Below are 26,883 nucleotides of genomic sequence, written 5' to 3'. Positions count from 1 at the left end.
CTCTTACCAGCGTCAATTCAAACCTGGGGACCGCGTTCGGGCGGTGTAGCGGGCGGCTCGGCACCCGCTGCGGCACTGAGCTTCTTGAACCAAGCGAAGTGGTAGTTCGCCGATATCGCGTCGCCCGCGACGCGGGCCTCGGTCGCGGCCAACAACATGCAGTTGAGCAGCTGCGCCAATTCGACGTCGGGATACTGAGCCAACACCTGATAACGCAAGGTGTCCAGGTGAACCCGGAGCAGGTCGGCTTCCTGTTCGACGATTTCGGCACCGCTTGCGGCGGCCTTTGCCAAGGTGTGCACCAGCCGCGGCAAACCCTCGCGCCAGTGCGTCGCGGCGCCGAGCTCCCAGTCCAGGTCGTCGACGACCGGCAGTTCGAAAGGTTCCACCGACGCCTCGATGTCGTCGGATTCGGCCGGCCAATTCGCTGACTCTCCCGGTGCGTAGGTCGCGGCGCGGGTTGTGGCACCGAGTAGCTCGGCGGCCCGACCGCTGCGCCGCTGGGGTTCGGGAAGCCGTAGCCCGGCCGGGATCGCGATTCCCGGCGGTATCCAGCCATGCGCGAGGTCGGTGACCAGCAGCGTCGTACCGTCCAGCGGCTCCCCGATCGCCCAGTTCACCCGCGGTTCCTGGCGCGCAACGAAGGCCAGCAGTTGGTGCAGCCGCTGCTCACCGTCGGCCGCCTCGTCGGCGCCGGCCGGCACCGGTGGTGGCGGCATCTCGTCCCGGATGGCCGGAATGACCTGCGTTTTGTGCAGATCGATTCGCGGGGGCACATGGTCGACCGGCGGGGCCGCGTCCCGAACGGCCGGCAGCACCTGCGTCTTGTCCATGTCGGCACGGCCGCCGCCGTTGCCGAGCGGGGGTGGCGCGGTGGGTCGCTGCTTCAGGTGTCGCAACTGGCGCATCGTCGAATCGACTCGCCGCACCGCTTCGGCGCGGGCATCGTCGATCACCTGGGCTTCGGCGGCACGGCGCGCCGAATGCGCGAGTTCCGAGCGCCGGACAGCTCGCAGATCATCGTTGGCCGACTTGGCAATGCGCTCCAGGTCGGCTCTGAGATAGTCTGCGAGCGTTGCGGTTTCGGCGTCAGTCAGGGACAACTCGGGCGGCCAGAGCCCGCCGATTACCCAGGGGGTGCAGTCGGGTGGAGCGCTGAAAGTCGGAACGGTCAAAGATTCCTGGGTCGCTCTGCGCAACCGCTCACGCGCCGTTCTGCGACCGAAGATTCCCACCGGCTAAGCGTACCGGCATCCGGTCGGTCCCGATTGCGGCAGCTCCGCACGGTGACCCACGGTGAATTGTGTGGCTCGCTATCGGTGGGTAGCGTGTGGCCATGGCCGATTCTGCGCTGCAGCAGCAACTCGACGAGGTACGCGCACTGCTCGGCCGCGCGCGAGAGTTGTTCGGCGCCAACCCGATCGAGCCGCCGGTCGATATCGTCCCCGAACCCGACGCCGCCAAGACCTGGCTGCCTTAGGTCTCCAGCCTCAAACCCGGGCCCGAAGCTGGTGTGCCAACAGCTTTTCAATCGCCGCATTGAGATCGGACGCCGTCGGAACCTCCGCTGACGGACTGTGCCCGGCCGCGACGATCTCCGCGCGCACTTCCAGTAGTGCTTTGAGGCACGACACGTCGGCGGTCAGCACGATCGCCTCCGCGAGACTTTCGGCGTCCGTCTCCATCGCCGCTTCGCTCAGCGCGACACTGTGCAGGTACCCGCCCCGGCAGGAGCGCACCAGGATGTGCCCGCTCGGGTGAACGGTGTCGAAGGCAGGGTTGGCTTCAGTCATCGGTGCCGCTGAGGTTAGTCATCCGTCGACAATGCCGCCGAGTTTGTCGGCGGCTTCTCGTTCGTGGCGCTCCCACATCGCCGCGGAGGTGTGCAGTCCCTCGGCGATGTCGGCATGCTCGTCGGCTTGCTGCTCGTAGCACTGGCGTCTGACCTCGAGCAGTTCCCGGCCGGCCTCGCGGAGTTCGCCGAAAATCGGACCCAGCGAGTCCAGGCTCGCCTGGATTGCGGGGTGCGACGACGGCACGGCCCGTAGTTGCTCCGAGGTCGCCCGGTGCCGGGCAGCGGCTTCCCGTAGCTGCGCCGGCACCACATGGATTCGATCTGCCATAGCTGCCTCCTTGGTGTGGGCCTATCAGGCTGTGATGGCCGACGGTCGGGTCGGGGTGGGTAGGTCGACGTCTGGTGGGGCCGGTCCCGACGGCTGAGCCACCGGGGGAGGCGGATGTTGCCAGCCTAGGAAGCTTGGTCCGGCGACCGCTGAGATGTGCTGAATCTGGCCTTCGAGCAGGGCCTTGCTGCGACCGAGGGCAAGCGCGTGCCGATCGGTGAACATGCCGATGTCACCGGGGACGACCTGCGCCGGGTCGATCGGGTGTGCGACCGCCGTCCCCGGTGGCGGGATGGTCATGCCCTGTTGCCGGAATGCCTCCGCAATCGGTGTTCCACCCGCCGCAGCCTTGATCGCGGCGGCCAGCTGGGGACTTGCGGCCGTCACCGTGTCCCCGTTGGGCAGCGTCACGGTGGTAGGACCCGACGACGGTGCCTCGGGTGGGCCGGACGCAGGGTCGCGTTCCTCGTCACGGGGATCGTCGTCGCCGCCGCCGCTGGGGTCGTCGGGCTTGATCTTGTCCTCGTGGCGGTGGCGGTCATCGAGGTCGGGGTCGGTGAAGGCGCCGTCACCCAGCGCTCCGGAATCCCGGCCGAGCCCGCCGCCGGACAGGCCCGGCAGCTGCAGGCCGCTCGGTGCGCCCCAGGACGGCATGCCGCCGCCGGCCGGTGCGGTCGCGCCGCCCCCACCAGGCGCCGCGGGTGCCGCGGTTGGTGCGATCGGCGTCGCGGCTTCTGGCCGGGCTGCGCCCGACAGCCCCGGGTCGTCGAACCACAAGGGGTCGAGGCCTGGATCAGCGTCCGGTGCGGGTAGTTGGCCTCCGGCGCTTGGCTGCGCGGGTGCCGACGCGGGCCGCGGATCACCGGGTGGTGCCGGTGACGCCGAACCGCTCTTCGACGCGTTGTACAGCGACGTCCACGCGGCCATCAAGGCGGACTTTGACGTGCCGTCCAGACTCGCGGTCGCGACGACCTCCCGGATGTCTCTCAGTTTGCCGATCAGGAACCGTTGGAAGTCCCGGGCGCCGGCGGGGGTGTCCAGGTCCGTGCGCACCGCGACCGCCGACTCGAGTTCCTGCTGCAACTTGGTGAGCGCATCGCGTCCCTCCACGTTCGTCAGGTGGGCATTGAGGATGGCCGAGATGACTTGCAGGTCGAGTTGAGATGTCGCCGAATTCTGGTGCGCCAACGCGGTTTCGGCTTGGGCGATGGCTCTGGCCGCATCCCCCTCGGTGCGGGTGGGCAAACCGGCGGACGGGGGCATCCCTTGCGGTGAGAACAGCTCGGGATGGCGTTGGCGGATCTTGGCCAGGATCGCATCGAGCTCTGGTACGGACGTCGCGGGCATCAGTGCGGTGGTCACTTCGGCGGCCGTCAGCCCGGTCATCCAGGCCTGCGGGTCCCCGGTGCTTTGTTGGATGCGCCGCATGGCGTCGACGAGGTCCTGGTAGGTCGTCATCTAGGTGATCCGCGCGCCGCCCGACCACTTCATGCCGCGGGACAGTACCCAGGCGCGGCGGCCCGAACAATTCACCTCGAACCGTAACCTGGTCTCAACCCCGGTACCGGTCTTGCAGATCCTGCAGCACAAGGCTTTTCGCGTGGCTGACCTCTCGGGCGTTGGTCACGATCGCGGCGATCTCACGCTGCTTATCCACCAGGAACCGCTGGTATTCGCGCGATCCCAGTGGCGTGTCGGCGGCGAGCTCAGCTTGCTGGGTGCGCTCGATCTCGGCGGCGATCGCGTCGAGTCGCTGGATGCTGTCGAGCATGGCCCGATGTGCGCTGGTCAGGACCTCCAATAGGGTGCGGTCTGTCTCGGCGCTTGCGCTGTACTTACCGGCCAGGACGTTCTGTCGCTCCCGGAATGCGGCCATCGGGGACCCCGTGGATTCCGACATTCAGCCTTCTCTCACCATGGCAGTCACCAGGGCCGCCGTATCTGCACGTTGCTGCCCAGTCGGCTGATCCGCACCGACGCACCCGAGTAGGGAGCCTCGACCACCAGATTGTTCCCGATCGCCATCTGCACGTGCCCGGCGTGCGGAAACACGAGGTCGCCGGGCCGTACCTGCGAGCGCGGCACTGGGGTGCCGTCATTGATCTGTTGGTAGGTGGTGCGGTCGAGGTGCACACCGGCCTGCGCGTACGCCCATTGGACCAATCCGGAACAGTCGAACCGGTCGGGCCCGGTCGCGCCCCACACATAGGGACGGCCGAGGCGCGACAGAGCAGCCCGGACCGCGCGGCCGGCGCGGCCGGGCGCCGACCGCAGGGCCGGACGACGGTGCGATGACCGATAGCGCAGCGCCCGCAGAGCCGCCAGACGCCGCCGGGCCTGACCCCTGGCCGCGACGACGTGCGCGCGCTGTGCGCGTAACCGTGCCACCCGCCGGCGCAGCGCCTCGCGCTGGGCAAGCGGTGTTGTCGCCGCGACCGCGGCATCTGCGCGGGCCTCGTCGACGACATTGCCGGTCAGCCCTCGTGCCGTCGCACGATCCCGATGCGCACCGGCAAGGATCACCGCCAACGCGTCGTCCGTCCGACCGGCCGACACCAGCGCCGCGTGAACACGATGCACGGCACCCTGGTAATGCCCTTGTCGCACAAGGCTGTTCGGATCGCCAGACATGTCGAGTGGGATTTGGTCGCGCGCCATCGCCGGCACCGGATGATCGTCGGCGCCGGCGAACAGCTGATGGGCGCGGGTCAACGTCTCGACCTCGGACGGACTCACTGAGCTTGCTCACCGTCCTGGTCCGCCGGCATGTCTGGGGCCGACTGCGCGCCCTGCACGGAATCGATGAAAGCGCGCACCCGGGGGAGGACGGCTTGGGAAATTACGCCGCGGGTGCGGATGTCCCACACCTCGTCGGTGCCGATGCCGATCATTGCCGCGACCACCGCGTCCGGCAGAGCCGACCGCGCGCACGCCTGCTCGAACTGAGCACTCAGGCTTGACGGCAGGCGTTGCAGCAGGGCGCTGCGGGTGTCCTCGAGCGCATGCAGGTGTTCCATCAAGCGGGACGCCGATTCACCGCCGGAGTTGATGGCCAACCGCCATGAACTGGCGGCCAGCATCTCTGCCTTGACGCACTGTGCGATCACGTCCTGAATATACGACTCATATTCGTTTGATGTTTTCGCCGGCAGCCGCTCGATGAAGGCTTCGAGCGTTTCGCGCTGCGCTTCGGCGTAACGGGCAAGGACATCGGTGTCGTCGTGACGTTGGACGACGGGATCTCCGCCTGCGGGCGCGGTCTGGGCCGGTTGGGCCGCGAGCAACCGGCTCAGTTCAGCCTCCGGGTCGGCCGCGACCACCAGCCGCGAATAGGTGCCGGGCGGCAGACCCAGACCGTTTTCGACCTGTTGAACTGTGCTTTTGTGCGGTTTGCGGACGCCGCGCTCGAGATAGCTCAGTCCCATGATGCTGACGCCGGTGGCGGCGGCCAGGTCGGCCAGCGACCAGTCCCGCGACTCGCGAAGCGTCCGAATCGCCGCGCCTGCCGACTCACGGCTCACGGCTGGCTCCGGCCATGCCCCGGATATTACACAGCGACGCAGTCAACGTCGGCCATATACGTTTCCGTCGCTTTTCTCTTGTGCGTTCGCCACGGTTGTGTATACGCTTTCGTCTCCGTTTCGTTCTTGAAGGAGGCCGGCATGACCAACCCCTGCGCAACCAACCCGGAACTCTGGTTCGGTTATCCCGACGACGACGGCGGCGACGGGGCCGCCAAAGCTCGGGCCTACGAGCGGTCCGCCACCGAGGCCCGCGTTCAATGCCTGCGCCGCTGCCCGCTCGCACAGCAGCGGCTGTGTGCCGAACGGGCGATCAGGCACCGCGAGGAATGGGGCGTTTGGGCCGGCGTCAAGCTGCCGGGCGGTCAGTACCGCAAACGCGAACAACTCGCCAGAGCCCACGACGTGCTGCGCCGGATCGCCTCGGGCGAGATCAATCCCAGACAGCTGCCCGAGAACGCCGCGTTGTTGGCGCGCCGCGAGAACGACGCCGTCCCGGTCACCGCGGTGGTGGTGCACCTGCCGACCGCCCGGGCCGAGGCAGGCCCCCGCTCGGCGGCCTGATGCGGCCGCGGTCAAATCCGTTGGATATCAGAGCGGTAGTGCAGGGTATACGGGGGACGACAGGGGCCCCGTACGGGCCGAGGCAACTGACCCAGAGGCGCTCTCATGACCTTCGACCTGACCCCCACCCAAGCGCAACACGACCTGGCGCGTCGAACCCACGAGTTCGCCGAAGAGGTCATCCGCCCGGTCGCCCTGCACTACGACCAGCGCCAGGAGTTCCCCTGGCCCGTCCTGGAGGAGGCGGCGCAGCGCGGCTTCTACAGCCCGCTCTTCTACCGCGACCTGATCGGCGACCCGACCGGCATCTCGCTGCCGATGTTCATGGAGGAGTTGTTCTGGGGCTGCGCCGGAATCGGTTTGGCCATCGTGATGCCGGCGTTGGCGCTCTCGGCCATCGGCCAGGCCGCCTCGCCCGAACAAATGCTGGAGTGGGCTCCGGAATGCTTCGGGACGCCCGGTGACCTCAAGCTGGCCGCGCTCGCGATCTCCGAACCCGAGGGTGGTAGCGACGTCCGCAACCTGCGGACCACCGCTACCCGCGACGGGGACGACTGGATCATCAACGGCCACAAGATGTGGATCGGCAACGGCGGCATCGCCAATGTGCACGTGGTGAACGCGGTCGTCGACCAGGAACTCGGACACCGCGGTCAGGCCCTGTTCGTGGTGCCCGGCGGGACGCCCGGGCTCGAGCTGGTGCGCAAGCTGGACAAGATGGGCTGCCGCGCATCGCACACCGCCGAGCTCAAATTCAACGATGTCCGGATCCCGGGCGCCAATCTGCTTGGCGGAGAGGACAAACTCCAACACAAGCTGGCCAAGGCCCGGGAGGTGGTCGCCGGCGCCAAGAAATCCGGATCGGCGACACTGGGCACCTTCGAGCAGACCCGCCCGATGGTCGCCGCGCAGGCGATCGGGATCGCGCGTGCGGCACTGGAATACGCCACCGCATACGCGACCGAACGGGAGGCGTTCGGCGGACCCATCATCGACCACCAGGGGGTCGCGTTTCCGTTGGCGGACTTGGCGACTCAGATCGACGCCGCCCGGCTGCTGACCTGGCGCGCGTCCTGGATGGCGGCCAGCGGCGTCCCCTTCGAACGCGGCGAGGGCTCGATGTCCAAGCTCGCCGCCAGCGAGGTCGCGGTCAAGGCCACCGAGCGCGCCATCCAGACGATGGGCGGCTGGGGTTACATCACCGACCACCCGGTCGAGAAGTGGTACCGAGATGCCAAGCTGTACACGATCTTTGAAGGGACCAGCGAGATTCAGCGCATGGTCATCTCCAATGCGCTGGGCTCGGCGGTGGACACCCCGCCGCTGCATGTGACCGTCGAACCGACCGGGGGACCGCTGAACCGGGTGTTCGGTCGCGGCACTCCGCTGCGGTCCCGCGCCGCGGATCGCGCCCTGGCGCTCAAAGACCGGGTGCCGGAGCCGATCATGCGCGTCGCCATGAAGGCGTTGCAGCCGCCCAGAAAGTAGGCCGTGGCGGCGAGTAGGGTCGGCGGTATCGGCGCCAACTGCCGCAGTTCTTGGAGGGCCGGCGATGAGCAACCTCGAAAGCACGCCGGACGAGGTTGCCTGCGGCGCAGTCCAGGCCGCGTCGCGGCCCGCGGTGGAGGTGTTGCATCCGCGTGAGGTGCCACTGGGCGGGCCGCGAGCCATGCGGGTCCAGCGGACCCTGCCGCAGCGGGAACGCTCGCTCATCGGAGCCTGGTGCTTCGTCGACCACTACGGTCCCGCGTCGGTGCGGATGGATGTCCCGCCGCATCCGCACACCGGCCTGCAGACGGTGAGCTGGTTGTTCCGCGGGGAAGTGGAACATCGCGACAGCTCCGGTGTTCATGCCAGGGTGCGGCCGGGCGAACTGAATCTGATGACGGCGGGCGCGGGCATCTGCCACTCGGAGGTCTCGGTGGATTCCGCGGCGTTGCACGGGGCGCAGCTGTGGGTGGCGTTGCCCGATGCTGCTCGCGACACCGGCCGCGACTTCGCGCACTACCGGCCCGAACCGGTGGCGCTGACCAGCGCACGGGTCCGGGTGTTCCTCGGTGAGTTGATCGGAAGCCGTTCGCCCGTAAGGACATTCACCCCGCTGGTCGGCGCGCAGATCGATCTCGACGCACACGCCGCCCTGGACCTGGAGGTCGACCCGACGTTCGAGCACGGTGTGCTGTGCGACCAGGGCGTGGTGGAGATGTGCGGGGCCGGCCTGGGCGTTGCCGATCTCGGGTACCAGGAGCCGGGGCATCGCCTGCTGCCGCTGCGCAATCTCGGGGAACGACCGGCCAGGGTTCTGTTGTTGGGCGGCGCCCCTTTCGGGGAACAACTGGTGATGTGGTGGAACTTCTTGGGACGCAGCCACGACGAGATCGTCGAATATCGCCGGCAGTGGGAGGAAGCCGACGACCGATTCGGCACCGTGCAGGGCTATCGCGGTTCGGTCGACCGGCTACCGGCCCCGCCCATGCCCACCACTCGGCTATTGCCCAGGCCATTGCCCGGGTCCGCATCGAAACCGAAGGAGCACTCATGACCGTCGACAAGACCGGCGCAGAAGTCACCGTCACCGAGGAGGACCGCAAATACACCATCTCGATCGACGGCAAGGTCGTCGGGCTGGCCGACTACGCCGACCGCGGCGAGCAGCGCGTCTTCCACCACACCGAGATCGACCCCGAGTTCGGCGGCCGCGGCTTGGCGACGCTGTTGTTGGAGCAGGCGCTACAGGACACCAAGTCGGAGGGGAAGCGCATCGTCCCGGTGTGCTCAATGGTGGTGACGGTGCTCAAGAAGCACCCGGAGTACGACGACATCACCGACCCGGTGACGGCCGAGGTCGTGGGCTGGGTCAACACCCAACCGAACTAGGGCTCCTTCTGGTCCCAGGTGGTGGGCAACATCGGGATCGTCGGTGAACCCCCGAATGAGTCGGAGGGGAGCGAGATCAGGCCGGTGGCGTCGGCGTCCTCCTTGGCGACCGTGCCACCGAAGCCCATGGTTCCCGCGCCACGACTCGACGCCGCGACCGAAGGCTCCTCCGCCGGGGTCGCATCAGGATCGTCGAAGTCCATGAACTCGTCGCCGTACTGAAACTCCGGCATGGTGTCGGTGCGTCGCCGCCGGGCGCGCCGTTTTTCGCGCGCCGAGACACCCGCGGCGGCCGCCGGAATGCCTTCCGCCGGCGCCTTGGCTCCCGTCCGGTCCCGCAGCGTGGGGGTGAAGCCGCCGCCCGGATCGAAACCCGGCACGGCGTACGGCACCAGCGGGCCCGCGGCTGCGGGCGTGGCCGCGGTGGGCGCCGGTGCACCTGCGCCGGCCGCCGAGGGAGCCGGTGCCGCGGCGGAGGTCACCCCGCTCGGCGCCAGACCGGCCAGCGGCAGGACCACCGAGTGCCCGGTCAGCGCCACCGCGGCCGGAACCGCTGCCTCGCCGGCGGCCGCCACCGCGGCCGGTCCCAGCGCAAGGAGTTGCTGACCGACGCCGGCCACCACCCCGAGGGTGATCGCCAACAGTGGTTGCAGCAGCAGCTGCGGATAGGTCAGCGCCGCACCGACATTGGAGAAGACCTGATAGGCGACCGCGGACAGCAGTGGACCCCAGGTGACTAAGGCCTGGGACGGATTCGTCAGGAAGTCGGTGAGCAGTTTGACGCTGTTGCCCAGGGGGTCCTGCAGGAAATCGGTGATCGGCCCGAACAACTGCTGGACGTAGTTGATGTAGCCCTGCAGCAGCTGGGTGATCAGGTCCGAGAAGTTGAGTTGGGTGCCGGCGTCGGCCGCCGGTCCCGCGGCCGCCATCTGGGTGGGCGCCGCCGCCTGCGTTTTGAGCACCGCGGGCGCGGGCACGGTCTGCGGCACTGCGCCCAACACGGCCGAGGACACCGCGTCGTAGGTGCTCATCGTGGTGGCGGCCTGGACCCACATCCGCACGTAGTCGGCCTCGTTGACGGCGATCGGAATCGTGTTGATACCGAAGAAATTGGTGGCGACGAGGACGCCGTGCACGACGTGGTTGGCGGCCAGCTCGGCCAGGGTGGGCATCGCCGCCAGCGCCGTGGCGTAGGCGGCCGCCGCGGCGGCCTGTTGAGCCGCGGCGGCGTCGCTTTTGGCCTGCGCCTGCGCCAACCAGCCCAGGTACGGCGCATGGGCGAGGACGTACTCCGCGGCGCTCGGGCCCTCCCAGGAGCCCTGTGCCGCACCCAGCACGGCGAGCAGTTCCGCGGTCGCGTCGGCGTACTCGACGCCCAGCGCCTGCCAGGCACCCGCGGCCGCCAGCAGGGCTGCTGGACCCGGACCGCTGGACAACAGCGCCGAGTGGATCTCGGGCGGTGCGGCCATCCAGATGGGAGCCGCCATCACGGCTCACCCACCGAATGCGCAATCCCCACTCTTACATTGTGTAGGCAAACCTAACTAGCCCATACCCCTCACCGGCATAGTGGATACCCCCTACCCGCATGCGCGGTGCTCTGCTGCAGCGCTGCGCGCGACCGGTTACCTGCCGTTGCGATCGCGGTGTTTGCAGCCCGGCCAACAACAGGGTCGGCGCTTGCCTTCCTCGAGCTCTTCCTGGGTCCGCCGGATGCGGCGCTCGCGGGTCATCTGCTGTTTGGCGTCTTCGACCCAGCAGATGAACTCGTTGCGCGCCAGCGGCGTGATGTCCTGCCATAACGCAAGGGCAGTGGAATTGGCGATCAGCGCATCGCGCAGGTCAACGGGCAGTTCGTGCACGACCCCACCGGGCACCGTCTGGCTGTTCACGCCGCCAGATTACCGATGCGGCGGCATCATTCGTCGTCGTCGTCGCCGAACCGGGGTCGGGAGTCGTCCCGCTCACCGAATGACGACGCGCGCCGCGGAGCCTGGTGGCCGTACACACCTTCCGGGTAGGCGGTCTCGGCGTGCTGGGTGAGGTCGACGCCACTCTTCTCGTCCGCGGCGCTGACCCGGAACCCCATCACCCGCTCGATCACCTTGGCCAGCACGTAGCTCGTCGCGAAGGCGTACAAGCCGACCACCACCATCGCCAGCGATTGTTTGCCGAGTTGTCCGAGCCCGCCGCCGTAGAAGAGCCCTTTCGGACCGCTGGTCATCACCGCGGTGGCGAACAGCCCGATCAGCAGCACACCGACAACGCCGCCGACGAAGTGCACGCCCACGACATCGAGCGAGTCGTCGTAGTTGAGCTTGAACTTGGCCAGGATGGCGAACGAGCACACGATTCCGGCCGTGAGTCCGACGACGGCGGCGCCGAGGGTGTTGACCTCCCCGCACGACGGCGTGATGGCTACCAGACCGGCGACCACGCCGGAAGCCGCACCGAACGTCGTGGGCTTGCCGTCCCGGACCTGTTCCACTGAAAGCCAGCCCAGCATGCCCAAGCAGCCGGCGACCAGGGTGTTGAGGAAGATCGCGGATGCCATCCCGTTGGCCGCCAGCGCGGAACCCGCATTGAAGCCGAACCAGCCGAACCACAGCAGCCCCACACCGAGGAGCACGAAGGGCAGGTTGTGCGGGCGCATCGCCTCCACCTTGAAGCCGATGCGCGGGCCCAGCACCAGCGCCAGCGCGAGCGCCGAGGAACCGGACACGATCTCCACGACCAGGCCGCCCGCGTAGTCGAGCACGCCCATCTTGTACAGCCAGCCGGTCGGCGCCCACACCCAGTGGGCGATGACCGCATAGACCGCCACCGACCACAGCGGCACGAACACCATCCACGCCGCGAACTTGGCGCGGTCCGCGATGGCGCCGCTGACCAGGGCCGCGGTGATGATCGCGAAGGTCAACTGGAACGTGGCGAACAGCAGCTCTGGCACCTTGTCGTGCAGGGTGTCCGGGCCGATGCCGCTCATGCCGGCGTGCGCCAGGCCGCCGACGAAGCCGCCGGCCCCGCCGTCGGAGAAGGCCAGGCTGTAGCCGACGAGCAGCCAAGCCACCGTGACCAGCGGGATGGAGATGAAGCTCATCATGATCATGTTGAGCACGCCGGTCGTGCGCACCATGCCGCCGTAAAAGATTGCCAGCCCGGGCGTCATCAGCAGCACAAGGGCGGTGCTGGCAAGCAACCAGGCGGTGGCGGCGGGGTCGATGTTCAACTCTTCGGCTCCCTCGGTCGTCGCGTTTTCCAGATAGACCGTAGACGGCGCCGCATCCGCTCCCGGCGAGCAGACGCAAAAGCCCCTTATTTCGGCCACGAAATGGGGCTTTTGCGTCTGCTCGGCAACAAAAAACCCCGGCGCGAAGCCGGGGAAATCTGTGGGCGAAGGGGGACTTGAACCCCCACGTCCCGAAGGACACTGGCACCTGAAGCCAGCGCGTCTGCCATTCCGCCACTCGCCCGAAACAACCGGAGGACCATATCACTGTAGTAGCCGCGCGCCCCAACCGTGGGAGTGGCCCCCGGGCCGCACAGGTCTCTGAACGGTATCGATGTGATTCTCAGAAATCTCACGGTGACGCCGGATCACACAGTCCCGATACGATTGGGGTTGAAACGCCACGCGGCCGCATCGATTGCCGTCCGCCGACGATCTTCTTCAGAACACGAGTGAGGCGAGCGCGCGAGAATGGGTAGCCAACGAGGGCTAGTTCAGCGCATCGAGCGCAAACTCGAAGCGACCGTGGGTGATGCGTTTGCTCGTGTGTTCGGGGGATCGATCGTTCCCCAAGAGGTGGAAGTCCTGCTGCGCCGGGAAGCCGCAGATGGCGTCCGGTCGCTGCCGGGAAACCGCCTTTTGGCACCCAACGAATACATCATTACCCTCAGTGTGCACGACTTCGAGAAGTTGGGCGCTGACCCGGAGCTCACGTCGGGCGCTTTTGCCCGGTACCTGGCCGACTATATCCAAGAACAGGGGTGGCAAACGTATGGTGATGTGGTCGTCCGGTTCGAGCGGTCCTCGAACCTGCATACCGGCCAGTTCCGCGCCCGCGGGACTGTCAACCCCGATGTCGAGCCCCGCCCGACGGTTACACATTCCGCCCCGCCACAATCAGATGATGCGTTTGGCGCAGAACCAGGAGTACGACCGATGACTGACAATCCGAGCTACCGCGGTCAGGGGCAGGGGCGGCCCGACGAGTACTACGACGACCGCTACCAGCAGGGTGGCCCTCCGGGGTATCCGCCCGAGGCCGGCGGCTACCCGCCCCAGCAGGGTTATCCGCCCCAGCAGCCCCCGCAGGATCAGGGCGGCTACGGCGGTCAGGGCTACGACCAGGGTCCCCCGCAGGGCGGCTACGACCAGCGCGGCGGCTACCAGGGCGGCTACGACCAGGGCTCCGCACCCGGCGGTTACGACCAGCGCGGCGGCTACCAGGGCCAGGGCGGTTACGGCGCGCCCGGCGGCTACCCGGAACAGCGCGGCTACCAGGACCAAGGTGGTGGCTACGGCGCCCCCAGCGGTTATGGCGAGCAGGGCGGCGGGTACGGCGACCAGGGGCAGGGCAACTACGCACCGACGTACGAGGCGCAGCCTCCCATCGCCCCGCCCGCTCCGCCGGCCGGTGGCTACGGCGGGCCGGGCGGCGGCTACGGCCAGGACCAGGGCTACCAGCAGGGCGGCGGCTACGGCCAGCCGCAGGGTCAGCCCCAGGGCGGCCAGCCCGGTTACGGCGGCTACGGCGACTACGGACGCGAGCCCGCCCGCCAGGACGACGGCGGCTACGGCGCCCCGAGCGCACCTGCAGCACCGCCGGAGCCGCAGCGCCCGTCATACCCCGACCAGGGCGGCGGCTACGGCCAGGACCAGGGTTACCAGCAGGGCGGCTACCGACAGGACTACGGCAGCAGCGGCGACTACACCCAGTACGCCGAGACCGCGGCGCCGGGCGGGTACGCCCCGCAGGGCGGCGGCTACGGCGAGCCGGCCGGCCGCGACTATGACTACGGCCAACCGCCGGCACCCGACTACGGCCAGCAGGCCGCGTCGGACTACGGACAGGTCGGCGGCGGGTACGGCGGCTACGGGCAGGGCGCCTACGGCTCGGTCGGCGCGCAGGTCACCCTGCAGCTCGACGACGGCAGCGGCCGTACCTACCAGCTACGGGATGGCTCAAACATCATCGGACGCGGCCAGGACGCGCAGTTCAGGTTGCCCGACACCGGCGTCTCCCGCCGGCATCTGGAGATCCGCTGGGACGGCCAGGTCGCATTGCTGTCCGATCTGAACTCCACCAATGGCACCACCGTCAACAACGCTCCGGTGCAGGAATGGCAGTTGGCCGACGGTGACGTGATCCGGCTGGGTCATTCCGAGATCATCGTCCGGATCCACTGAACCCATTGTTTCGAAGCGGTCGCGCATCTCCCGCGTCGGCCGCCGTCGAAGTATCGTGACTTTGCCGAGGTGCTCGGCAACAGGGGCGCGGGGAGGGCAGTGCCGGGACGGAAAGGACCGCCAGATGCAGGGGTTGGTACTGCAACTGACGCGTGCCGGTTTCCTCATGTTGCTGTGGCTGTTCATCTGGTCGGTGTTGCGGATCTTGCGCACTGACATCTACGCCCCGACGGGCGCGGTGATGGTGCGGCGCGGTCTCACCCTGCGGGGTAACCTGCTGTCCCGCCAGCGCCGCGACGCCGCCCGCTATCTCGTGGTGACCGAAGGTGCCCTGCAGGGCGCGCGGATCACCCTGAGTGGACAACCGGTGCTGATTGGCCGCGCGGATGACTCGACCTTGGTGTTGACTGACGATTACGCCTCGACACGGCATGCGAGGCTGTCTCAGCGCGGCTCGGAATGGTATGTGGAAGATCTAGGATCGACCAACGGCACTTACCTCGACAGGGCGAAGGTGACGACTGCGGTAAGAGTTCCCATAGGTACGCCGGTTCGGATCGGCAAGACGGCAATAGAGTTACGCCCGTGACGCGCGGCTACAACGACGGTGCCGGCTCGGCCGGTTTCACCGCCGGGACCGAGGAGTTGCGCCCGTGACCCTCGTCCTGCGGTACGCCGCTCGCAGTGATCGCGGCTTGGTACGCGCGAACAACGAAGACTCCGTCTACGCCGGAGCGCGATTGCTGGCCTTGGCCGACGGTATGGGCGGCCACGCGGCCGGCGAGGTGGCCTCGCAGTTGGTGATTGCCGCGCTGGCCCATCTCGACGACGACGAGCCCGGCGGTGACCTGCTGGCCAAACTCGACAACGCGGTGCGGGCCGGCAACGCCGCGATCGCCGCCCAGGTCGAAATGGAACCCGACCTCGAGGGCATGGGCACCACGCTGACCGCCATCCTGTTCGCCGGCAATCGGCTCGGTCTGGTGCACATCGGCGACTCGCGCGGTTACCTGTTCCGCGACGGCGAGCTGTCACAGATCACCAAGGACGACACCTTCGTCCAGACCTTGGTCGACGAGGGCCGGATCACCGCCGAGGAGGCGCACAGCCACCCGCAGCGTTCGCTGATCATGCGGGCGCTGACCGGCCACGAGGTGGAGCCCACCCTGACGATGCGGGAGGCCCGGGCCGGCGACCGTTACCTGCTGTGCTCGGACGGACTCTCCGACCCGGTCAGCGACGAGACCATCGCCGAAGCCCTGCAGATCCCCGACGTCGCCGAAAGTGCTTATCGCCTCATCGAATTGGCGCTGCGCGGCGGCGGCCCGGACAACGTCACCGTCGTCGTCGCTGACGTCGTCGACGACGAGTTCGGCCAGACCCAGCCGATCCTGGCCGGGGCGGTGTCCGGGGACGGCGACGACGACCAACTGACGTTGCCCAACACCGCGGCCGGCCGCGCCTCGGCGATCGGCCAGCGCAAGGGCGAAGTCACCAAGCGAGTTGCCCCGCCGGTCGAACCGCCGCGCCGCCGCTGGTCACGCCGACGGTTGGGGCTGGTCATCGCGCTGGTGTTGCTGCTGTTGATCGCCGGCTTGGGCATCGGCAACGCGATCATCCGCAACAACTATTACGTCGCCAACGACAACGGCACGGTCGCCATCATGCGCGGCATTCAGGGCTCACTGCTGGGGCTGTCCCTGCACAGCACCTACGCGGTCGGATGCCTCAAGGGCAACGAGATCTCCGAGGCCAGTCCCGACCAATCGGGCTGCCGGCAGGTGAAGCTGGAGGACCTCAACCCCTCGGCCCGCAAGTCGGTGCAGGACGGGTTGCCCGCCGACACCCTCGAGGGTGCCCGCAAGCAACTGCGCGAGTTGGCCAAGTCGCTGCTGCCGGAATGCCCACCCGCCCGTGCGACGTCACCGCCGGGGCGGCCGGCGCCGTCGACAAACAGCAGCGGCACACCCGAGTCCAATCCGCCGGCGTCGCCGGCCCCGGGCACCCAATCAGCCACACCGTCCACGTCCACCTCGACCACATCGACCCCTTCAGCCACCCCCTCCACCACATCGACGACACCCCCCAGCACCACCCCGGCAGCGCCTGCTACGCCGTCGTCCTCGACGCCCCCCGCGACGTCACCGACAACGAGCGAAAACCCGCAACCCGCACAGCAAGGCGTGAACTGCCGGGCAGCGGCATGACGACGACGGAACTGCCGGCACCGGTAGCGGTGACCCCACCCCTGCCGACTCGGCGCAATGCCGAGTTGCTGCTGTTGTGTTTCGCCGCGCTGATCACCATCGCCGCGCTGTTCATCGTCGAGGCCAACCAGGAGCGCGGCCTGCACTGGGACCTGAGCACCTACGGGCTGGGTTTTCTGGCGCTGTTCGGAATCGCGCATCTGACGTTGCGGCGTTTCGCGCCCTACACCGATCCGCTGCTGTTGCCGGTGGTGGCGCTGCTCAACGGGCTCGGTCTGGTGATGATTCACCGACTTGACTTGGTGGACAAGGAAGTTGGCCGTCACGGCCACCCCAGCGCCAACCAGCAGATGCTCTGGACGCTGGTCGGTGTCACCGCCTTCGCGTTGGTGGTGACGTTCCTCAAGGATCACCGGCAGCTGGCCAGGTACGGTTACATCTGCGGCCTGACCGGCCTGATTTTTCTGGTGATCCCCGCGCTGCTGCCCGCCTCGCTGTCCGAGCAGAACGGCGCCAAGATCTGGATTCGCTTGCCGGGCTTCTCAATTCAGCCGGCTGAGTTCTCCAAGATCCTGCTGCTGATCTTCTTCTCCGCGGTCCTGGTGGCCAAGCGCAACTTGTTCACCAGCGCCGGCAAGCATTTGATGGGCATGACGCTGCCGCGGCCCCGCGACCTCGCGCCACTACTGGCGGCGTGGGTGATCTCGGTAGGGGTGATGGTCTTCGAGAAGGATCTCGGGACCTCGCTGCTGCTGTACGCGTCGTTTCTGGTGGTGGTGTACCTGGCCACGCAGCGGTTCAGCTGGGTGGTGCTCGGCCTGGTGCTGTTCGCCGCGGGCAGCGTGGTGGCGTACTACCTCTTCTCGCACGTCCGGGTGCGGGTGCAGACGTGGCTGGACCCGTTCGCCGACCCCGACGGCAGCGGATACCAGATGGTGCAGGCGCTGTTCAGCTTCGCCACCGGTGGCATCTTCGGCACCGGGCTGGGCAACGGCCAGCCGGACACCGTTCCTGCCGCCTCGACCGACTTCATCATCGCCGCCTTCGGCGAGGAGCTCGGGCTGGTCGGGCTGGCCAGCATCCTGATGCTCTACACGATCGTCATCATCCGCGGGATGCGCACCGCGATCGCCACCCGGGACAGCTTCGGCAAGCTGCTGGCCGCCGGCCTGTCCTCGACGCTGGCGATTCAGTTGTTCATCGTGGTCGGCGGTGTCACCAAGCTGATCCCGCTGACCGGTCTGACCACGCCCTGGATGTCCTACGGCGGGTCGTCGCTGTTGGCCAACTACGTGCTGCTGGGCATCCTGGCCCGCGTCTCCGACGGGGCGCGGCGTCCGCTGCGCACCCGCCCGCGCAAGAAGTCGCCGATCGCGGCGGCCAGCACCGAGGTGATCGAGCGCGTATGAACACCTCGCTGCGCCGGATCTCGATGACCGTGATGGCGTTGATCGTCCTGCTGTTGCTCAACGCCACCATGACGCAGGTTTTCACAGCGGACGGGTTGCGCGCCGACCCCCGCAACCAGCGGGTCCTGCTCGACGAGTACTCGCGACAGCGGGGACAGATCATCGCCGGGGGCCAACTGCTGGCTTATTCGGTGGCCACCGACAGCCGGTTCCGCTTCCTGCGGATGTACCCCAACCCGGAGGTGTTCGCGCCGGTCACCGGCTTCTACTCACTGCGCTATTCCAGCGCCGGCCTGGAACGTGCCGAAGATCTGCTGCTCAACGGATCCGACGAGCGGCTGTTCGGTCGCCGGCTGGCCGACTTCTTCACCGGGCGCGACCCCCGCGGCGGCAACGTCGACACCACCATCAACCCGCGCATCCAGCAGGCCGGTTGGGATGCGATGCAGCAGGGCTGTGGGGGACCGCCCTGCAAGGGGGCCGTGGTCGCCATCGAACCGGCCACCGGCAAGATCCTGGCGCTGGTGTCGTCGCCGTCCTACGACCCCAATGTGCTGGCATCCCACAACGCCGAGGTACAGGCCCAGGCCTGGCAGCGGCTCCGGGACAACCCCGACAACCCGCTGATCAATCGGGCGATCTCGGAAACCTACCCGCCCGGGTCGACCTTCAAGGTGATCACCACGGCCGCGGCTCTGCAGGCCGGGGCGACGGTGAACCAGCAGCTGACTTCGGCGCCGACCATCCCGCTGCCGAACAGCACGGCAACCCTGGAGAACTACGGTGGCACCGCGTGCAGCTCCGAACCCACCGTGTCGCTGAGCGAGGCATTCGCCAAATCGTGCAATACCGCGTTCGTCCAGCTGGGCCTGTCGACCGGCGCCGACGCGCTGCGCAGCATGGCGCAGGCGTTCGGCCTGGACACCGCTCCGGAACCCATTCCGCTGCAGGTCGCCGAATCCACGGTAGGCGCCATCGCCGACGGTGCGGCGCTGGGGATGACCAGCATCGGGCAGAAGGATGTGGCGCTCACCCCGCTGCAGAACGCGGAGGTCGCCGCGGCCATCGCCAACGGTGGCGTGATGATGCGGCCCTACCTCGTCGAGAGCCTCAAGGGGCCCGACCTGGCCAATATCAGCACCACCGCCCCGTATCAGCAGCGCCGCGCAGTGTCGCCGCAGGTCGCCGCTAAGCTAGCAGAGCTGATGGTCGGCGCCGAGAAACTCGCACAGCAGAAAGGGGCGATTCCCGGCGTGCAGATCGCATCCAAGACGGGCACCGCAGAGCATGGCACCGACCCGCGGCATACTCCGCCGCACGCGTGGTACATCGCCTTCGCACCCGCGCAGGCCCCGAAGGTTGCGGTGGCAGTGCTGGTCGAGAACGGTGGCGATCGTCTGTCCGCGACCGGAGGCGCATTGGCCGCGCCGATCGGGCGGGCAGTGATCGAGGCTGCTTTGCAAGGGGGACCATGAGTCGCCACAGGCGAGTGAGGATTGCAGCGATGGCACGACCCGTCGCGAACGCGGGTCGCCGACGTCGCGTCGGACCTGAGCGAGGGGAAACATGAGTCCCCGCGTTGGGGTGACGCTGTCGGGCAGATACCGCCTGCAGCGGCTCATCGCCACTGGCGGCATGGGCCAGGTATGGGAGGCGGTGGACAGCCGCCTCGGCCGACGCGTCGCGGTCAAAGTGCTCAAGCAGGAGTTTTCCCAGGACCCGGAGTTCATCGAGCGGTTCCGCGCGGAGGCGCGCACCACCGCGATGCTCAACCACCCCGGAATCGCGCAGGTGCATGACTACGGGGAAAGCGCGATGGACGGGGAGGGCCGCACGGCCTACCTGGTAATGGAGCTGGTCAACGGCGAGCCGCTGAACTCGGTGCTCAAACGCACCGGCCGGCTGTCGCTGCGGCACGCGCTGGACATGCTCGAACAGACCGGCCGCGCGCTGCAGATCGCCCACGCCGCCGGCCTGGTGCACCGCGACGTCAAGCCCGGCAACATCCTCATCACGCCGACCGGCCAGGTGAAGATCACCGACTTCGGCATCGCCAAGGCCGTCGACGCCGCCCCGGTCACCCAGACCGGCATGGTGATGGGCACCGCCCAGTACATCGCGCCGGAGCAGGCCCTCGGCCACGACGCAACGCCGGCCAGTGACGTCTACGCGCTGGGCGTGGTCGGCTACGAGGTGGTTTCGGGCAAGCGGCCATTCGCCGGTGACGGCGCGCTCACGGTGGCCATGAAGCACATCAAGGAGCCGCCGCCGCCGTTGCCGGCGGACCTGCCGCCCAACGTCCGGGAGCTCATCGAGATCACCCTGGTGAAAAACCCCAGCCAGCGTTATCGCAGCGGGGGGCCCTTTGCCGATGCGGTCGCCGCGGTCCGGGCGGGCCGGCGCCCTCCCCGGCCCAGCGCGACGCCGCCGGCCGGCCGGGCCGCGCCGGCGGCGATTCCGTCGGCCGCACCGGCCCGCATCGCGCCCGCACCCGCCACCCGCAGCACGGCGCCGCGGCGCGCGGCCGGCGGACATCGGCCACCACCGGCGCGACGCACGTTCTCCTCGGGACAGCGGGCGCTGCTCTGGGCCGCCGGGGTGCTCGGCGCGCTGGCGATCATCATCGCGGTGCTCATCGTCATCAACTCGAAGGCCGACACGCAGCAGCAGCAGCAATCGCCGCCAACTGTCACCAACACCGGGAGCGCGCCGGACGCCAACTACGGCCCTGGTCCGGGCATCATTGTGAATTGGACGGATCGCGCAGAAACAGGTAATCCTGGACTGCACGCGGCGCCCGCCCGACTCGAGAATGCGCGATGACCACCCCTCAGCACCTGTCCGACCGCTACGAACTCGGCGACATCCTCGGTTTCGGAGGCATGTCCGAAGTTCACCTCGCACGTGACACGCGGCTGCACCGCGACGTCGCGGTCAAGGTGCTGCGCGCCGACTTGGCCCGCGATCCCAGCTTCTATCTCCGGTTCCGGCGCGAGGCGCAGAACGCCGCCGCGCTGAACCACCCGGCCATCGTGGCGGTGTACGACACCGGCGAAGCCGAGACGCCCGCCGGACCGTTGCCCTACATCGTCATGGAGTACGTCGACGGCGTCACACTGCGCGACATCGTGCACAACGACGGCCCGATGCCGCCCAAGCGGGCCATCGAGGTCATCGCGGACGCGTGTCAGGCGCTGAACTTCAGCCATCAGAACGGCATCATCCACCGCGATGTGAAGCCGGCGAACATCATGATCAGCTCCACCAACGCGGTGAAGGTGATGGACTTCGGCATCGCGCGGGCGATCGCGGACAGCGGTAACAGCGTGACCCAGACCGCGGCGGTGATCGGCACCGCGCAATACCTGTCGCCGGAGCAGGCCCGCGGCGATTCGGTGGACGCCCGGTCCGACGTCTATTCGCTGGGCTGCGTGCTGTACGAGGTGCTCACCGGTGAGCCGCCCTTCACCGGCGATTCGCCGGTGGCGGTGGCATATCAGCATGTGCGGGAAGACCCCGTTCCGCCGTCGGAACGTCATGCCGGCATTTCCCCCGACCTGGACGCCGTGGTACTCAAGGCGCTGGCGAAAAACCCGGAGAACCGTTATCAGACGGCCGCCGAGATGCGGGCGGACCTGGTCCGGGTCCACAACGGCGAGCCGCCCGAGGCGCCCAAGGTGCTCACCGGTGCCGAGCGCCGGTCGCTGCTGTCGTCATCGGGCCACGGCGGTCCGCGCACGGATCCGTTGCCGCGCCAGAACTTCGACGACTCCGACGACGACCGCAACGTCGGATCGGTGGGCCGGTGGATCGCGGTCGTCGCGGTGCTGGCGGTGCTGACCATCGTGGTCACCATCGCGATCAACACCTTCGGCGGCGGCACCCGCAACGTCCAGGTGCCCGACGTGCGAGGTCAGGCGTCGGCAGATGCGATCGCCTCGCTGCAGAACAAGGGCTTCAAGACGCGCACCCAGCAGAAACCCGACTCCACGATTCCGCCCGACCACGTGATCAGCACCGACCCGGCCGCCAATACCTCGGTGGGTGCCGGCGACGAGATCACCATCAACGTGTCGACCGGCCCGGAGCAGCGCGAGGTGCCCGATGTGTCGGCGCTGACCTACTCCGAGGCGGTCAAGAAACTCACCGCGGCCGGATTCAACAAGTTCAAGCAGGCCAATTCGCCCTCCACACCGGACCTGGCGGGCAAGGTGATCGGCACGAACCCGCCGGCCAATCAGACCTCGGCGATCACCAACGTCATCACGATCATCGTGGGCTCCGGACCCGAGACCAAGGAGATTCCGGACGTCTCCGGACAGACCGTCGAGCTGGCACAGAAGAATCTCACGGTCTACGGCTTCACCAAATTCAGTCAGTCTCAGGTGGACAGCACCAAACCGGCCGGCGAAGTGATCGGCACCAATCCCCCGAAGGGTCAGACGGTTCCGGTCGATTCGGTGATCGACATACAGGTGTCCAAGGGCAACCAGTTCCTGATGCCCGACCTGTCCGGCATGTTCTGGACGGATGCCGAGCCGCGGCTACGAGCGCTGGGCTGGACCGGCGTGCTGGACAAGGGGGCCGACGTGGATGCCGGCGGCAACCTGCACAACAAGGTGGTCTCGCAGAGCCCGGCGGCGGGGACCGGCGTCAACCGCGACGGTGTGATCACGCTGAGGTTCGGTCAGTAGCCTCTTCCGGACCGGATTGGCCGCCCGGGATGTGCGGCCGGACCGCTGTGAGGACCTCGTTCTCCAGTCGGCGTACCAGGGTGTCGTCGCGCGCCCAGCCGCAGTAGAGCAGCCAGTTCGCCAGCATCCGGTGCCCACCTTCGGTGAGGATCGACTCGGGGTGGAACTGCACACCGTGGATCGGCAGCTCGGTGTGCCGGACGGCCATGATCACTCCGCTCGGGGTGTGGGCGATGGCTTGCAGGTCGGCGGGCAGCGATTCGGGCAGGATGGTCAGCGAGTGGTAGCGCGTCGCCGTGAACGGGTCCGGAAGCCCTTGCAGCACACCCTCATTCGCGTGGTGCACGCTGCTGGTCTTGCCGTGCAGCAGCTCGGGCGCCCGGTCCACCGTGGCGCCGAACGCGACGCCGATCGCCTGGTGTCCCAGACACACCCCCAGCAGGGGCGTGCGGGCCGCGGCGCACGCGCGGACCAGGCTGATGGAGGCGCCGGCACGTTCGGGGGTCCCGGGTCCGGGGCTGAGCAGTACGCCGTCGAACTCCGCGGCGATCGCGTCCGGGTCAGCGAGTCGGGCGTCGTCGTTGCGCCACACGGTCGCCTCGACGCCCAGCTGGCCCAGGTACTGCACCAGGTTGAACACGAAGCTGTCGTAGTTGTCGACGACCAGGATCCGCACCGTGACAGGTTACCGTCCGTGCCGGAACGCCGTTGTCAGTAGCCGATCGGTCCTATCGGCTGCGCGAAGTGCAATCGCACCGGATCCGCATGCCCTGCGACCGCGACGTCGGACTTGACCTCCTCGCGGTAGCCCAGCCCGAACCGCACCACGTACTGCTTGTACAGCGTCACCAGGGGAGCGGCGGCCAGGGCGGCCTGAATGGCCGCGGCATTGCCGATCGCGGTGATGGAGTAGGGCGGGCTGTAGGTGCGCCCGTTGAGCAGCAGCGTGTTGCCGACGCAGCGCACGACCGAGGTCGCGATGATGCGCTGATCCTGCATCTGAATGGCCTCCGCGCCGGCACTCCACATGGCGTTGAGGACGCCGTCGATGTCCTGCTGGTGCACGACGAGGTCGTCCGGCGTGGCATCGCGAGGGAACCGCCCGTTGGCGTCGCGCTGGGCGTCGTTGAGGACCACCACCAGGCCCGGGCCGTGGACAGGGTTCATGTCCGCCTCGCCGGCCAGCTCGGCCGCCCGCCTGAGCATGGCCTGCAGCGCGGTGTCCGACGAGCGGCCATGAAAGGCGTCGATCTTGCCGGTCAGCGCTTGCCGCTCGGAGTCCAGGCGACTGACCGAGTCGCGCGTCTCGCGGACCAGGTCGACCAGTCGGGGCGCGTCGCTGCGGCGGATTTCCGAGCCACCGGAGACACCATGGGTGGCGGCCAGTAACAGGCCTGCCAGCAGGCACACCAGCGGGACACCGAAGCGCCACGGCGAACGGCGCCGATCGATCATCGTGTCTCCGGTTTCCTGGCGTTCGGGCCAAGTGGGCTAGTCTCATGTTCGAGCTCTGCCTGCTTGCAACCGTAATCGTTGCACCCGATATCAGAGGTAACAAATGCCGAAGTCCAAGGTCCGCAAGAAGAACGACTTCACCGTCAGCGCGGTAAGCCGCACGCCGGTGAAGGTGAAGGTCGGGCCGTCGAGTGTGTGGTTCGTCGCGTTGTTCATCGGACTGATGCTGATCGGGCTGGTCTGGCTAATGGTGTTCCAGTTGGCCGCCTACGGTCCGCAAGCCCCGACGTGGCTGCACTGGATGGCGGAGCTGGGGCCGTGGAACTACGCGATCGCGTTCGCTTTCATGATCACGGGTCTTTTGCTAACTATGCGCTGGCACTGACCGACCCGGTCAGGGGTGAATGCAGTCGGAATGTATTCATCTTGCGACGGTTTTGTTTGCGCGTCAGCAACCTTCCCGTCACCCAATCACACGCGTGTGATTCATCCCCACTGTTGATAGCGTCTGTGGATAACCGTATCCACCGTGGTAGGAGGGTACAGGTAGGGCATGCAGCAAACTGAATGGGCGCCACATCCGGCTGGAATCGCTGGTTGCGGGCTTGCCGGCGTCGTGTTGGCTATCGCCACTGTGACCCTCGTCACAGACCCGCCCGGGCGTGTCATCGCCGGCGTGGCGGCGGCGGGTCTGATCTTGTTTGCGGGCGCGTCGTGGCGTGCGCGGCCCAAGCTGGCAATCACACCGGATGGCCTGGCCGTGCGCGGGTGGTTTCGAACGCAGACATTGCGTCGGGAATCCCTCGAAATTATTCGTATCTCCGAGTTCCGTCGGCACACGCGCAAGGTCCGCCTGCTGGAGATCGAAACCACCGGCGGGGGACTGCTGATCCTGTCCCGGTGGGATCTGGGCACCGATCCGTTGGAGGTGCTCGACGCCCTCACGGACGCCGGTTACGCCGGCCCGCGAAAGAAGGGCGCGCGCTAACTTCCGCGCGCCTTCGTCCGGTCGGCCAGCGCACCGTCGGCGCCTCGCGAGCCTCGCGTCAGGAGATGGTGATCGACTCGATGACGACCGGGTCGGTCGGGCGGTCGTTGCCGTCGGTGGCCGTCGACGAGATCGTCTCGACGACGCGCTGCGAGTCCGCGTCGATGACCTCACCGAAGATGGTGTGGCGGCGGTTCAGGTGCGGCGTCGGGCCCACGGTGATGAAGAACTGAGAGCCGTTGGTACCCGGACCGGCGTTGGCCATCGCGAGCAGGTAAGGCCGGTCGAACTGCAACTCGGGGTGGAACTCGTCGGCGAACTTGTAGCCCGGGCCGCCGCGACCGGTACCGGTGGGGTCGCCACCCTGGATCATGAAGCCCCGGATGACCCGGTGGAAAACCGCACCGTCGTAGAACGGGCCCGAGGGGCCACCCGACGCGTTCTGGGTCGAGTACTCCTTGGTGCCCTGCGCCAGGCCGACGAAGTTCGCGACGGTCTTGGGCGCGTGGTTCCCGAACAGGGCAACCTTGATGTCTCCACGGTTGGTGTGCAGGGTTGCGGTGGCGGTCTGAATGGGGCTGTTAGTCACGGGATCACAGTCTGCCACTACCCACGACTAGTGCCGCAGCCGGTGTCGGCCGCGCAGGTACTAGCTCGGCGGCTCGGTAACTGATAGGACTGCGTAGGACTTGAGCAGTGCGTAGAAAGGGCGGTAGATGAGCGAGAAGGCGGAAGCCTCGTTGACCCCCCGCGAACGACTTACCCGGGGCCTGACCTATTCGGCGGTGGGACCGGTGGACGTGACTCGCGGCGTGGTGGGGCTGGGAGTGCAGTCGGCGCACTCCACCGCGACCGAGCTTCGTCGGCGCTACCGCGAGGGCCGGCTGGCCCGGGAGCTCGCCGCGGCGCAGGAAAGCATCGGCCAGGAGCTGGCGGCCGCGCAGGAAGTGGTCGCCAACCTGCCGCAGTTGCTGCAGGAGGCGCGACGCAACCAGCGGCGGTCCAAGAAGCCGTGGGTGATCGCCGGAGCCGCCGGGGTGGTGGTGCTGGCCGGCGGGGCGATCGCGTTCAGCATCGTGCGGCGCTCGACGCGCCCCGAGCCGTCGTCGCTGCCCCCCAGCGTGGACGTACAACCGCGTCCGTAAATCTCGTCGCCGAACGTGGGGCCTGTGGCTGCTCTGACGGCCTACTGCCTACGAAGGCCACACGCTCGGCGGTGGCGCGAAAACCTGTGGAGCTGTTCAGCGTCGGTTGATGTTTGACGGATCTATTTCGGTTGATCCTTGACACTCTGGGTTACTAGTTAGGCCTGGTCGCGGGTGCGGAAGGCCCGTTTGTTTCTTACCTCGCCGCGGTGGGTGCGCGCGACGGTCTTGACCAGATCATCGCCGATGAAAAACCGCAGCAGCTGCCCATCAACGTGGACATCGCAGCGTGATCCGGCGTAGTGGGCCCCCACACACACCTGCTGCCAGGCCACACTGACCACCCCGTTGGTGGTCACCCGCCGGCTGACCCAGTCATCGCCGGTGCGATCTTCACCCAGCCCACCCGCGGTTGCGTCCACCAAAGTGGTGTATCAGTCGGGCCGTGAGTTGAGGACCGGCGTGTCGCAGCCGGCTAGATAAGGGT

28 protein-coding genes, 1 tRNA gene and 1 pseudogene are annotated in these 26,883 nt (G+C 67.9%); 15 read left to right on the top strand and 15 right to left on the bottom strand.

Annotated elements, in window-relative coordinates:
* Positions 1–17: 17 nt before the first annotated feature.
* Positions 18–1,235 carry a DUF5631 domain-containing protein gene (locus tag A9X01_RS04615; protein ID WP_065119507.1) on the bottom strand — a complete coding sequence of 406 codons (1,218 nt, stop codon included), beginning with the start codon at positions 1,233–1,235 and terminating at the stop codon, positions 18–20.
* A gap of 101 nt (positions 1,236–1,336) precedes the next feature.
* On the opposite strand from A9X01_RS04615, the gene A9X01_RS30330 reads away from it, so the two are divergent.
* On the top strand, positions 1,337–1,480 hold the full coding sequence (locus tag A9X01_RS30330) for a hypothetical protein (protein WP_172832447.1): 144 nt from the start codon (positions 1,337–1,339) through the stop codon (positions 1,478–1,480).
* A 10-nt stretch (positions 1,481–1,490) separates the two neighbouring features.
* Here A9X01_RS30330 and A9X01_RS04610 read toward each other — a convergent pair whose 3' ends face one another.
* The 6 genes from A9X01_RS04610 to A9X01_RS04585 all read right to left on the bottom strand — a co-directional run bounded on the left by A9X01_RS04610 (position 1,491) and on the right by A9X01_RS04585 (position 5,644).
* A complete protein-coding gene (locus A9X01_RS04610) occupies positions 1,491–1,793 on the bottom strand; it encodes a DUF2694 family protein (RefSeq protein WP_065119505.1) in 303 nt (100 codons plus the stop codon).
* A gap of 18 nt (positions 1,794–1,811) precedes the next feature.
* Complete coding sequence (locus A9X01_RS04605) at positions 1,812–2,123, bottom strand: ESX-1 secretion-associated protein (RefSeq protein ID WP_065119503.1); 312 nt, start codon at positions 2,121–2,123, stop codon at positions 1,812–1,814.
* 24 nt (positions 2,124–2,147) lie between these two features.
* On the bottom strand, positions 2,148–3,581 hold the full coding sequence (locus tag A9X01_RS04600) for a DUF4226 domain-containing protein (RefSeq protein ID WP_065119501.1): 1,434 nt from the start codon (positions 3,579–3,581) through the stop codon (positions 2,148–2,150).
* Positions 3,582–3,675: 94 nt separating this feature from the next.
* The gene (locus A9X01_RS04595) at positions 3,676–4,023 is read right to left on the bottom strand and encodes a DUF4226 domain-containing protein (RefSeq protein ID WP_065119500.1); all 348 of its coding nucleotides are present in this window, start codon (positions 4,021–4,023) and stop codon (positions 3,676–3,678) included.
* Positions 4,024–4,046: 23 nt separating this feature from the next.
* Positions 4,047–4,859 (bottom strand): C40 family peptidase, encoded by an 813-nt coding sequence (locus A9X01_RS04590; RefSeq protein WP_065119499.1) that lies wholly within the window; start codon positions 4,857–4,859, stop codon positions 4,047–4,049.
* Positions 4,856–5,644, bottom strand: coding sequence for a helix-turn-helix domain-containing protein (locus A9X01_RS04585; RefSeq protein ID WP_065119498.1), 789 nt, complete (start codon positions 5,642–5,644; stop codon positions 4,856–4,858). The genes A9X01_RS04590 and A9X01_RS04585 overlap by 4 nt, the downstream gene beginning before the upstream one ends.
* A 141-nt stretch (positions 5,645–5,785) precedes the next feature.
* Here A9X01_RS04585 and A9X01_RS04580 point away from each other — a divergent pair, with 141 nt between their 5' ends.
* The 4 genes from A9X01_RS04580 to A9X01_RS04565 all read left to right on the top strand — a co-directional run bounded on the left by A9X01_RS04580 (position 5,786) and on the right by A9X01_RS04565 (position 9,085).
* Positions 5,786–6,208: a WhiB family transcriptional regulator gene (locus tag A9X01_RS04580; RefSeq protein ID WP_065119517.1), complete on the top strand. Its 423-nt coding sequence runs from the start codon at positions 5,786–5,788 to the stop codon at positions 6,206–6,208.
* A gap of 105 nt (positions 6,209–6,313) precedes the next feature.
* Entirely contained in the window at positions 6,314–7,696 is a 1,383-nt protein-coding gene (locus A9X01_RS04575) for an acyl-CoA dehydrogenase family protein (RefSeq protein WP_065119497.1), read from the top strand.
* A gap of 64 nt (positions 7,697–7,760) precedes the next feature.
* Positions 7,761–8,750: a pirin family protein gene (locus A9X01_RS04570; protein WP_065119496.1), complete on the top strand. Its 990-nt coding sequence runs from the start codon at positions 7,761–7,763 to the stop codon at positions 8,748–8,750.
* Positions 8,747–9,085, top strand: a complete 339-nt coding sequence (locus A9X01_RS04565; protein ID WP_065119495.1) for a GNAT family N-acetyltransferase — start codon at positions 8,747–8,749, stop codon at positions 9,083–9,085. The genes A9X01_RS04570 and A9X01_RS04565 overlap by 4 nt, the downstream gene beginning before the upstream one ends.
* On the opposite strand, the gene A9X01_RS04560 is transcribed toward A9X01_RS04565, so the two are convergent.
* The 4 genes from A9X01_RS04560 to A9X01_RS04545 form a co-directional block, all read right to left on the bottom strand.
* Positions 9,082–10,572 carry a PPE family protein gene (locus tag A9X01_RS04560; RefSeq protein WP_065119494.1) on the bottom strand — a complete coding sequence of 497 codons (1,491 nt, stop codon included), beginning with the start codon at positions 10,570–10,572 and terminating at the stop codon, positions 9,082–9,084. The two genes, A9X01_RS04565 and A9X01_RS04560, sit on opposite strands and share 4 nt — an antisense overlap.
* A gap of 138 nt (positions 10,573–10,710) precedes the next feature.
* The gene (locus A9X01_RS04555) at positions 10,711–10,977 is read right to left on the bottom strand and encodes a YdeI/OmpD-associated family protein (RefSeq protein WP_065119493.1); all 267 of its coding nucleotides are present in this window, start codon (positions 10,975–10,977) and stop codon (positions 10,711–10,713) included.
* A gap of 26 nt (positions 10,978–11,003) precedes the next feature.
* Positions 11,004–12,314, bottom strand: coding sequence for an ammonium transporter (locus A9X01_RS04550; RefSeq protein WP_065119492.1), 1,311 nt, complete (start codon positions 12,312–12,314; stop codon positions 11,004–11,006).
* A gap of 161 nt (positions 12,315–12,475) precedes the next feature.
* Positions 12,476–12,558 (bottom strand) — tRNA-Leu (locus tag A9X01_RS04545).
* Positions 12,559–12,785: 227 nt separating this feature from the next.
* Between A9X01_RS04545 and A9X01_RS04540 the strand changes: the two genes are divergently transcribed.
* The 7 genes from A9X01_RS04540 to pknB all read left to right on the top strand — a co-directional run bounded on the left by A9X01_RS04540 (position 12,786) and on the right by pknB (position 22,808).
* Entirely contained in the window at positions 12,786–14,498 is a 1,713-nt protein-coding gene (locus tag A9X01_RS04540; RefSeq protein WP_065119491.1) for an FHA domain-containing protein, read from the top strand.
* Positions 14,499–14,622: 124 nt separating this feature from the next.
* On the top strand, positions 14,623–15,087 hold the full coding sequence (locus A9X01_RS04535) for an FHA domain-containing protein FhaB/FipA (RefSeq protein ID WP_036362250.1): 465 nt from the start codon (positions 14,623–14,625) through the stop codon (positions 15,085–15,087).
* Between the two features lie 64 nt (positions 15,088–15,151).
* On the top strand, positions 15,152–16,705 hold the full coding sequence (locus A9X01_RS04530) for a protein phosphatase 2C domain-containing protein (protein ID WP_065119490.1): 1,554 nt from the start codon (positions 15,152–15,154) through the stop codon (positions 16,703–16,705).
* The gene (locus A9X01_RS04525) at positions 16,702–18,114 is read left to right on the top strand and encodes an FtsW/RodA/SpoVE family cell cycle protein (protein WP_065034288.1); all 1,413 of its coding nucleotides are present in this window, start codon (positions 16,702–16,704) and stop codon (positions 18,112–18,114) included. Before A9X01_RS04530 ends, A9X01_RS04525 begins: the two co-directional genes overlap by 4 nt.
* Complete coding sequence (gene pbpA, locus A9X01_RS04520; protein ID WP_065119489.1) at positions 18,111–19,589, top strand: D,D-transpeptidase PbpA; 1,479 nt, start codon at positions 18,111–18,113, stop codon at positions 19,587–19,589. The genes A9X01_RS04525 and pbpA overlap by 4 nt, the downstream gene beginning before the upstream one ends.
* Before the next feature lie 91 nt (positions 19,590–19,680).
* Positions 19,681–20,937: a serine/threonine-protein kinase gene (locus tag A9X01_RS04515; RefSeq protein WP_065119488.1), complete on the top strand. Its 1,257-nt coding sequence runs from the start codon at positions 19,681–19,683 to the stop codon at positions 20,935–20,937.
* On the top strand, positions 20,934–22,808 hold the full coding sequence (gene pknB / locus A9X01_RS04510) for a Stk1 family PASTA domain-containing Ser/Thr kinase (protein WP_065119487.1): 1,875 nt from the start codon (positions 20,934–20,936) through the stop codon (positions 22,806–22,808). The genes A9X01_RS04515 and pknB overlap by 4 nt, the downstream gene beginning before the upstream one ends.
* Here the strand turns inward: pknB and A9X01_RS04505 are convergent.
* Both A9X01_RS04505 and A9X01_RS04500 read right to left on the bottom strand, forming a co-directional pair.
* On the bottom strand, positions 22,786–23,484 hold the full coding sequence (locus A9X01_RS04505) for an aminodeoxychorismate/anthranilate synthase component II (RefSeq protein WP_065119486.1): 699 nt from the start codon (positions 23,482–23,484) through the stop codon (positions 22,786–22,788). The genes pknB and A9X01_RS04505 overlap by 23 nt on opposite strands.
* Positions 23,485–23,519: 35 nt before the next feature.
* Complete coding sequence (locus tag A9X01_RS04500; protein ID WP_065119485.1) at positions 23,520–24,263, bottom strand: DUF881 domain-containing protein; 744 nt, start codon at positions 24,261–24,263, stop codon at positions 23,520–23,522.
* Between the two features lie 103 nt (positions 24,264–24,366).
* Here A9X01_RS04500 and crgA point away from each other — a divergent pair, with 103 nt between their 5' ends.
* Entirely contained in the window at positions 24,367–24,648 is a 282-nt protein-coding gene (gene crgA / locus A9X01_RS04495) for a cell division protein CrgA (protein ID WP_036362273.1), read from the top strand.
* Between the two features lie 168 nt (positions 24,649–24,816).
* Complete coding sequence (locus A9X01_RS04490) at positions 24,817–25,251, top strand: PH domain-containing protein (RefSeq protein WP_065119484.1); 435 nt, start codon at positions 24,817–24,819, stop codon at positions 25,249–25,251.
* A 58-nt stretch (positions 25,252–25,309) separates the two neighbouring features.
* Here A9X01_RS04490 and A9X01_RS04485 read toward each other — a convergent pair whose 3' ends face one another.
* Positions 25,310–25,858 (bottom strand): peptidylprolyl isomerase, encoded by a 549-nt coding sequence (locus tag A9X01_RS04485; RefSeq protein WP_036362276.1) that lies wholly within the window; start codon positions 25,856–25,858, stop codon positions 25,310–25,312.
* 109 nt (positions 25,859–25,967) lie between these two features.
* Between A9X01_RS04485 and cwsA the strand changes: the two genes are divergently transcribed.
* Positions 25,968–26,396, top strand: a complete 429-nt coding sequence (gene cwsA / locus A9X01_RS04480) for a cell wall synthesis protein CwsA (protein ID WP_065119483.1) — start codon at positions 25,968–25,970, stop codon at positions 26,394–26,396.
* A 158-nt stretch (positions 26,397–26,554) separates the two neighbouring features.
* Here the strand turns inward: cwsA and A9X01_RS04475 are convergent.
* Positions 26,555–26,788, bottom strand: a pseudogene (locus tag A9X01_RS04475) (IS481 family transposase); the annotation flags it as partial.
* Positions 26,789–26,883: the final 95 nt, after the last annotated feature.

It is taken from the genome of Mycobacterium asiaticum, assembly GCF_001668675.1.
Classification (GTDB): Bacteria; Actinomycetota; Actinomycetes; order Mycobacteriales; family Mycobacteriaceae; genus Mycobacterium; species Mycobacterium asiaticum_D.
The sequence above is the reverse complement of the archived record's forward strand: the minus strand, read 5'-3'. Positions and strand labels throughout refer to the sequence as shown.

What these genes read in the sequence shown, in the direction of transcription:
- A9X01_RS30330 (WP_172832447.1), top strand. Translation starts at nt 1,337, where the DNA reads ATGGCCGATTCTGCGCTGCAGCAGCAACTCGACGAGGTACGCGCACTG.
- A9X01_RS04610 (WP_065119505.1), bottom strand. Translation starts at nt 1,793, where the DNA reads ATGACTGAAGCCAACCCTGCCTTCGACACCGTTCACCCGAGCGGGCAC.
- A9X01_RS04605 (WP_065119503.1), bottom strand. Translation starts at nt 2,123, where the DNA reads ATGGCAGATCGAATCCATGTGGTGCCGGCGCAGCTACGGGAAGCCGCT.
- A9X01_RS04600 (WP_065119501.1), bottom strand. Translation starts at nt 3,581, where the DNA reads ATGACGACCTACCAGGACCTCGTCGACGCCATGCGGCGCATCCAACAA.
- A9X01_RS04595 (WP_065119500.1), bottom strand. Translation starts at nt 4,023, where the DNA reads ATGTCGGAATCCACGGGGTCCCCGATGGCCGCATTCCGGGAGCGACAG.
- A9X01_RS04580 (WP_065119517.1), top strand. Translation starts at nt 5,786, where the DNA reads ATGACCAACCCCTGCGCAACCAACCCGGAACTCTGGTTCGGTTATCCC.
- A9X01_RS04575 (WP_065119497.1), top strand. Translation starts at nt 6,314, where the DNA reads ATGACCTTCGACCTGACCCCCACCCAAGCGCAACACGACCTGGCGCGT.
- A9X01_RS04570 (WP_065119496.1), top strand. Translation starts at nt 7,761, where the DNA reads ATGAGCAACCTCGAAAGCACGCCGGACGAGGTTGCCTGCGGCGCAGTC.
- A9X01_RS04565 (WP_065119495.1), top strand. Translation starts at nt 8,747, where the DNA reads ATGACCGTCGACAAGACCGGCGCAGAAGTCACCGTCACCGAGGAGGAC.
- A9X01_RS04560 (WP_065119494.1), bottom strand. Translation starts at nt 10,572, where the DNA reads ATGGCGGCTCCCATCTGGATGGCCGCACCGCCCGAGATCCACTCGGCG.
- A9X01_RS04540 (WP_065119491.1), top strand. Translation starts at nt 12,786, where the DNA reads ATGGGTAGCCAACGAGGGCTAGTTCAGCGCATCGAGCGCAAACTCGAA.
- A9X01_RS04535 (WP_036362250.1), top strand. Translation starts at nt 14,623, where the DNA reads ATGCAGGGGTTGGTACTGCAACTGACGCGTGCCGGTTTCCTCATGTTG.
- A9X01_RS04525 (WP_065034288.1), top strand. Translation starts at nt 16,702, where the DNA reads ATGACGACGACGGAACTGCCGGCACCGGTAGCGGTGACCCCACCCCTG.
- pbpA (WP_065119489.1), top strand. Translation starts at nt 18,111, where the DNA reads ATGAACACCTCGCTGCGCCGGATCTCGATGACCGTGATGGCGTTGATC.
- A9X01_RS04515 (WP_065119488.1), top strand. Translation starts at nt 19,681, where the DNA reads ATGAGTCCCCGCGTTGGGGTGACGCTGTCGGGCAGATACCGCCTGCAG.
- pknB (WP_065119487.1), top strand. Translation starts at nt 20,934, where the DNA reads ATGACCACCCCTCAGCACCTGTCCGACCGCTACGAACTCGGCGACATC.
- A9X01_RS04500 (WP_065119485.1), bottom strand. Translation starts at nt 24,263, where the DNA reads ATGATCGATCGGCGCCGTTCGCCGTGGCGCTTCGGTGTCCCGCTGGTG.
- crgA (WP_036362273.1), top strand. Translation starts at nt 24,367, where the DNA reads ATGCCGAAGTCCAAGGTCCGCAAGAAGAACGACTTCACCGTCAGCGCG.
- A9X01_RS04490 (WP_065119484.1), top strand. Translation starts at nt 24,817, where the DNA reads ATGCAGCAAACTGAATGGGCGCCACATCCGGCTGGAATCGCTGGTTGC.
- cwsA (WP_065119483.1), top strand. Translation starts at nt 25,968, where the DNA reads ATGAGCGAGAAGGCGGAAGCCTCGTTGACCCCCCGCGAACGACTTACC.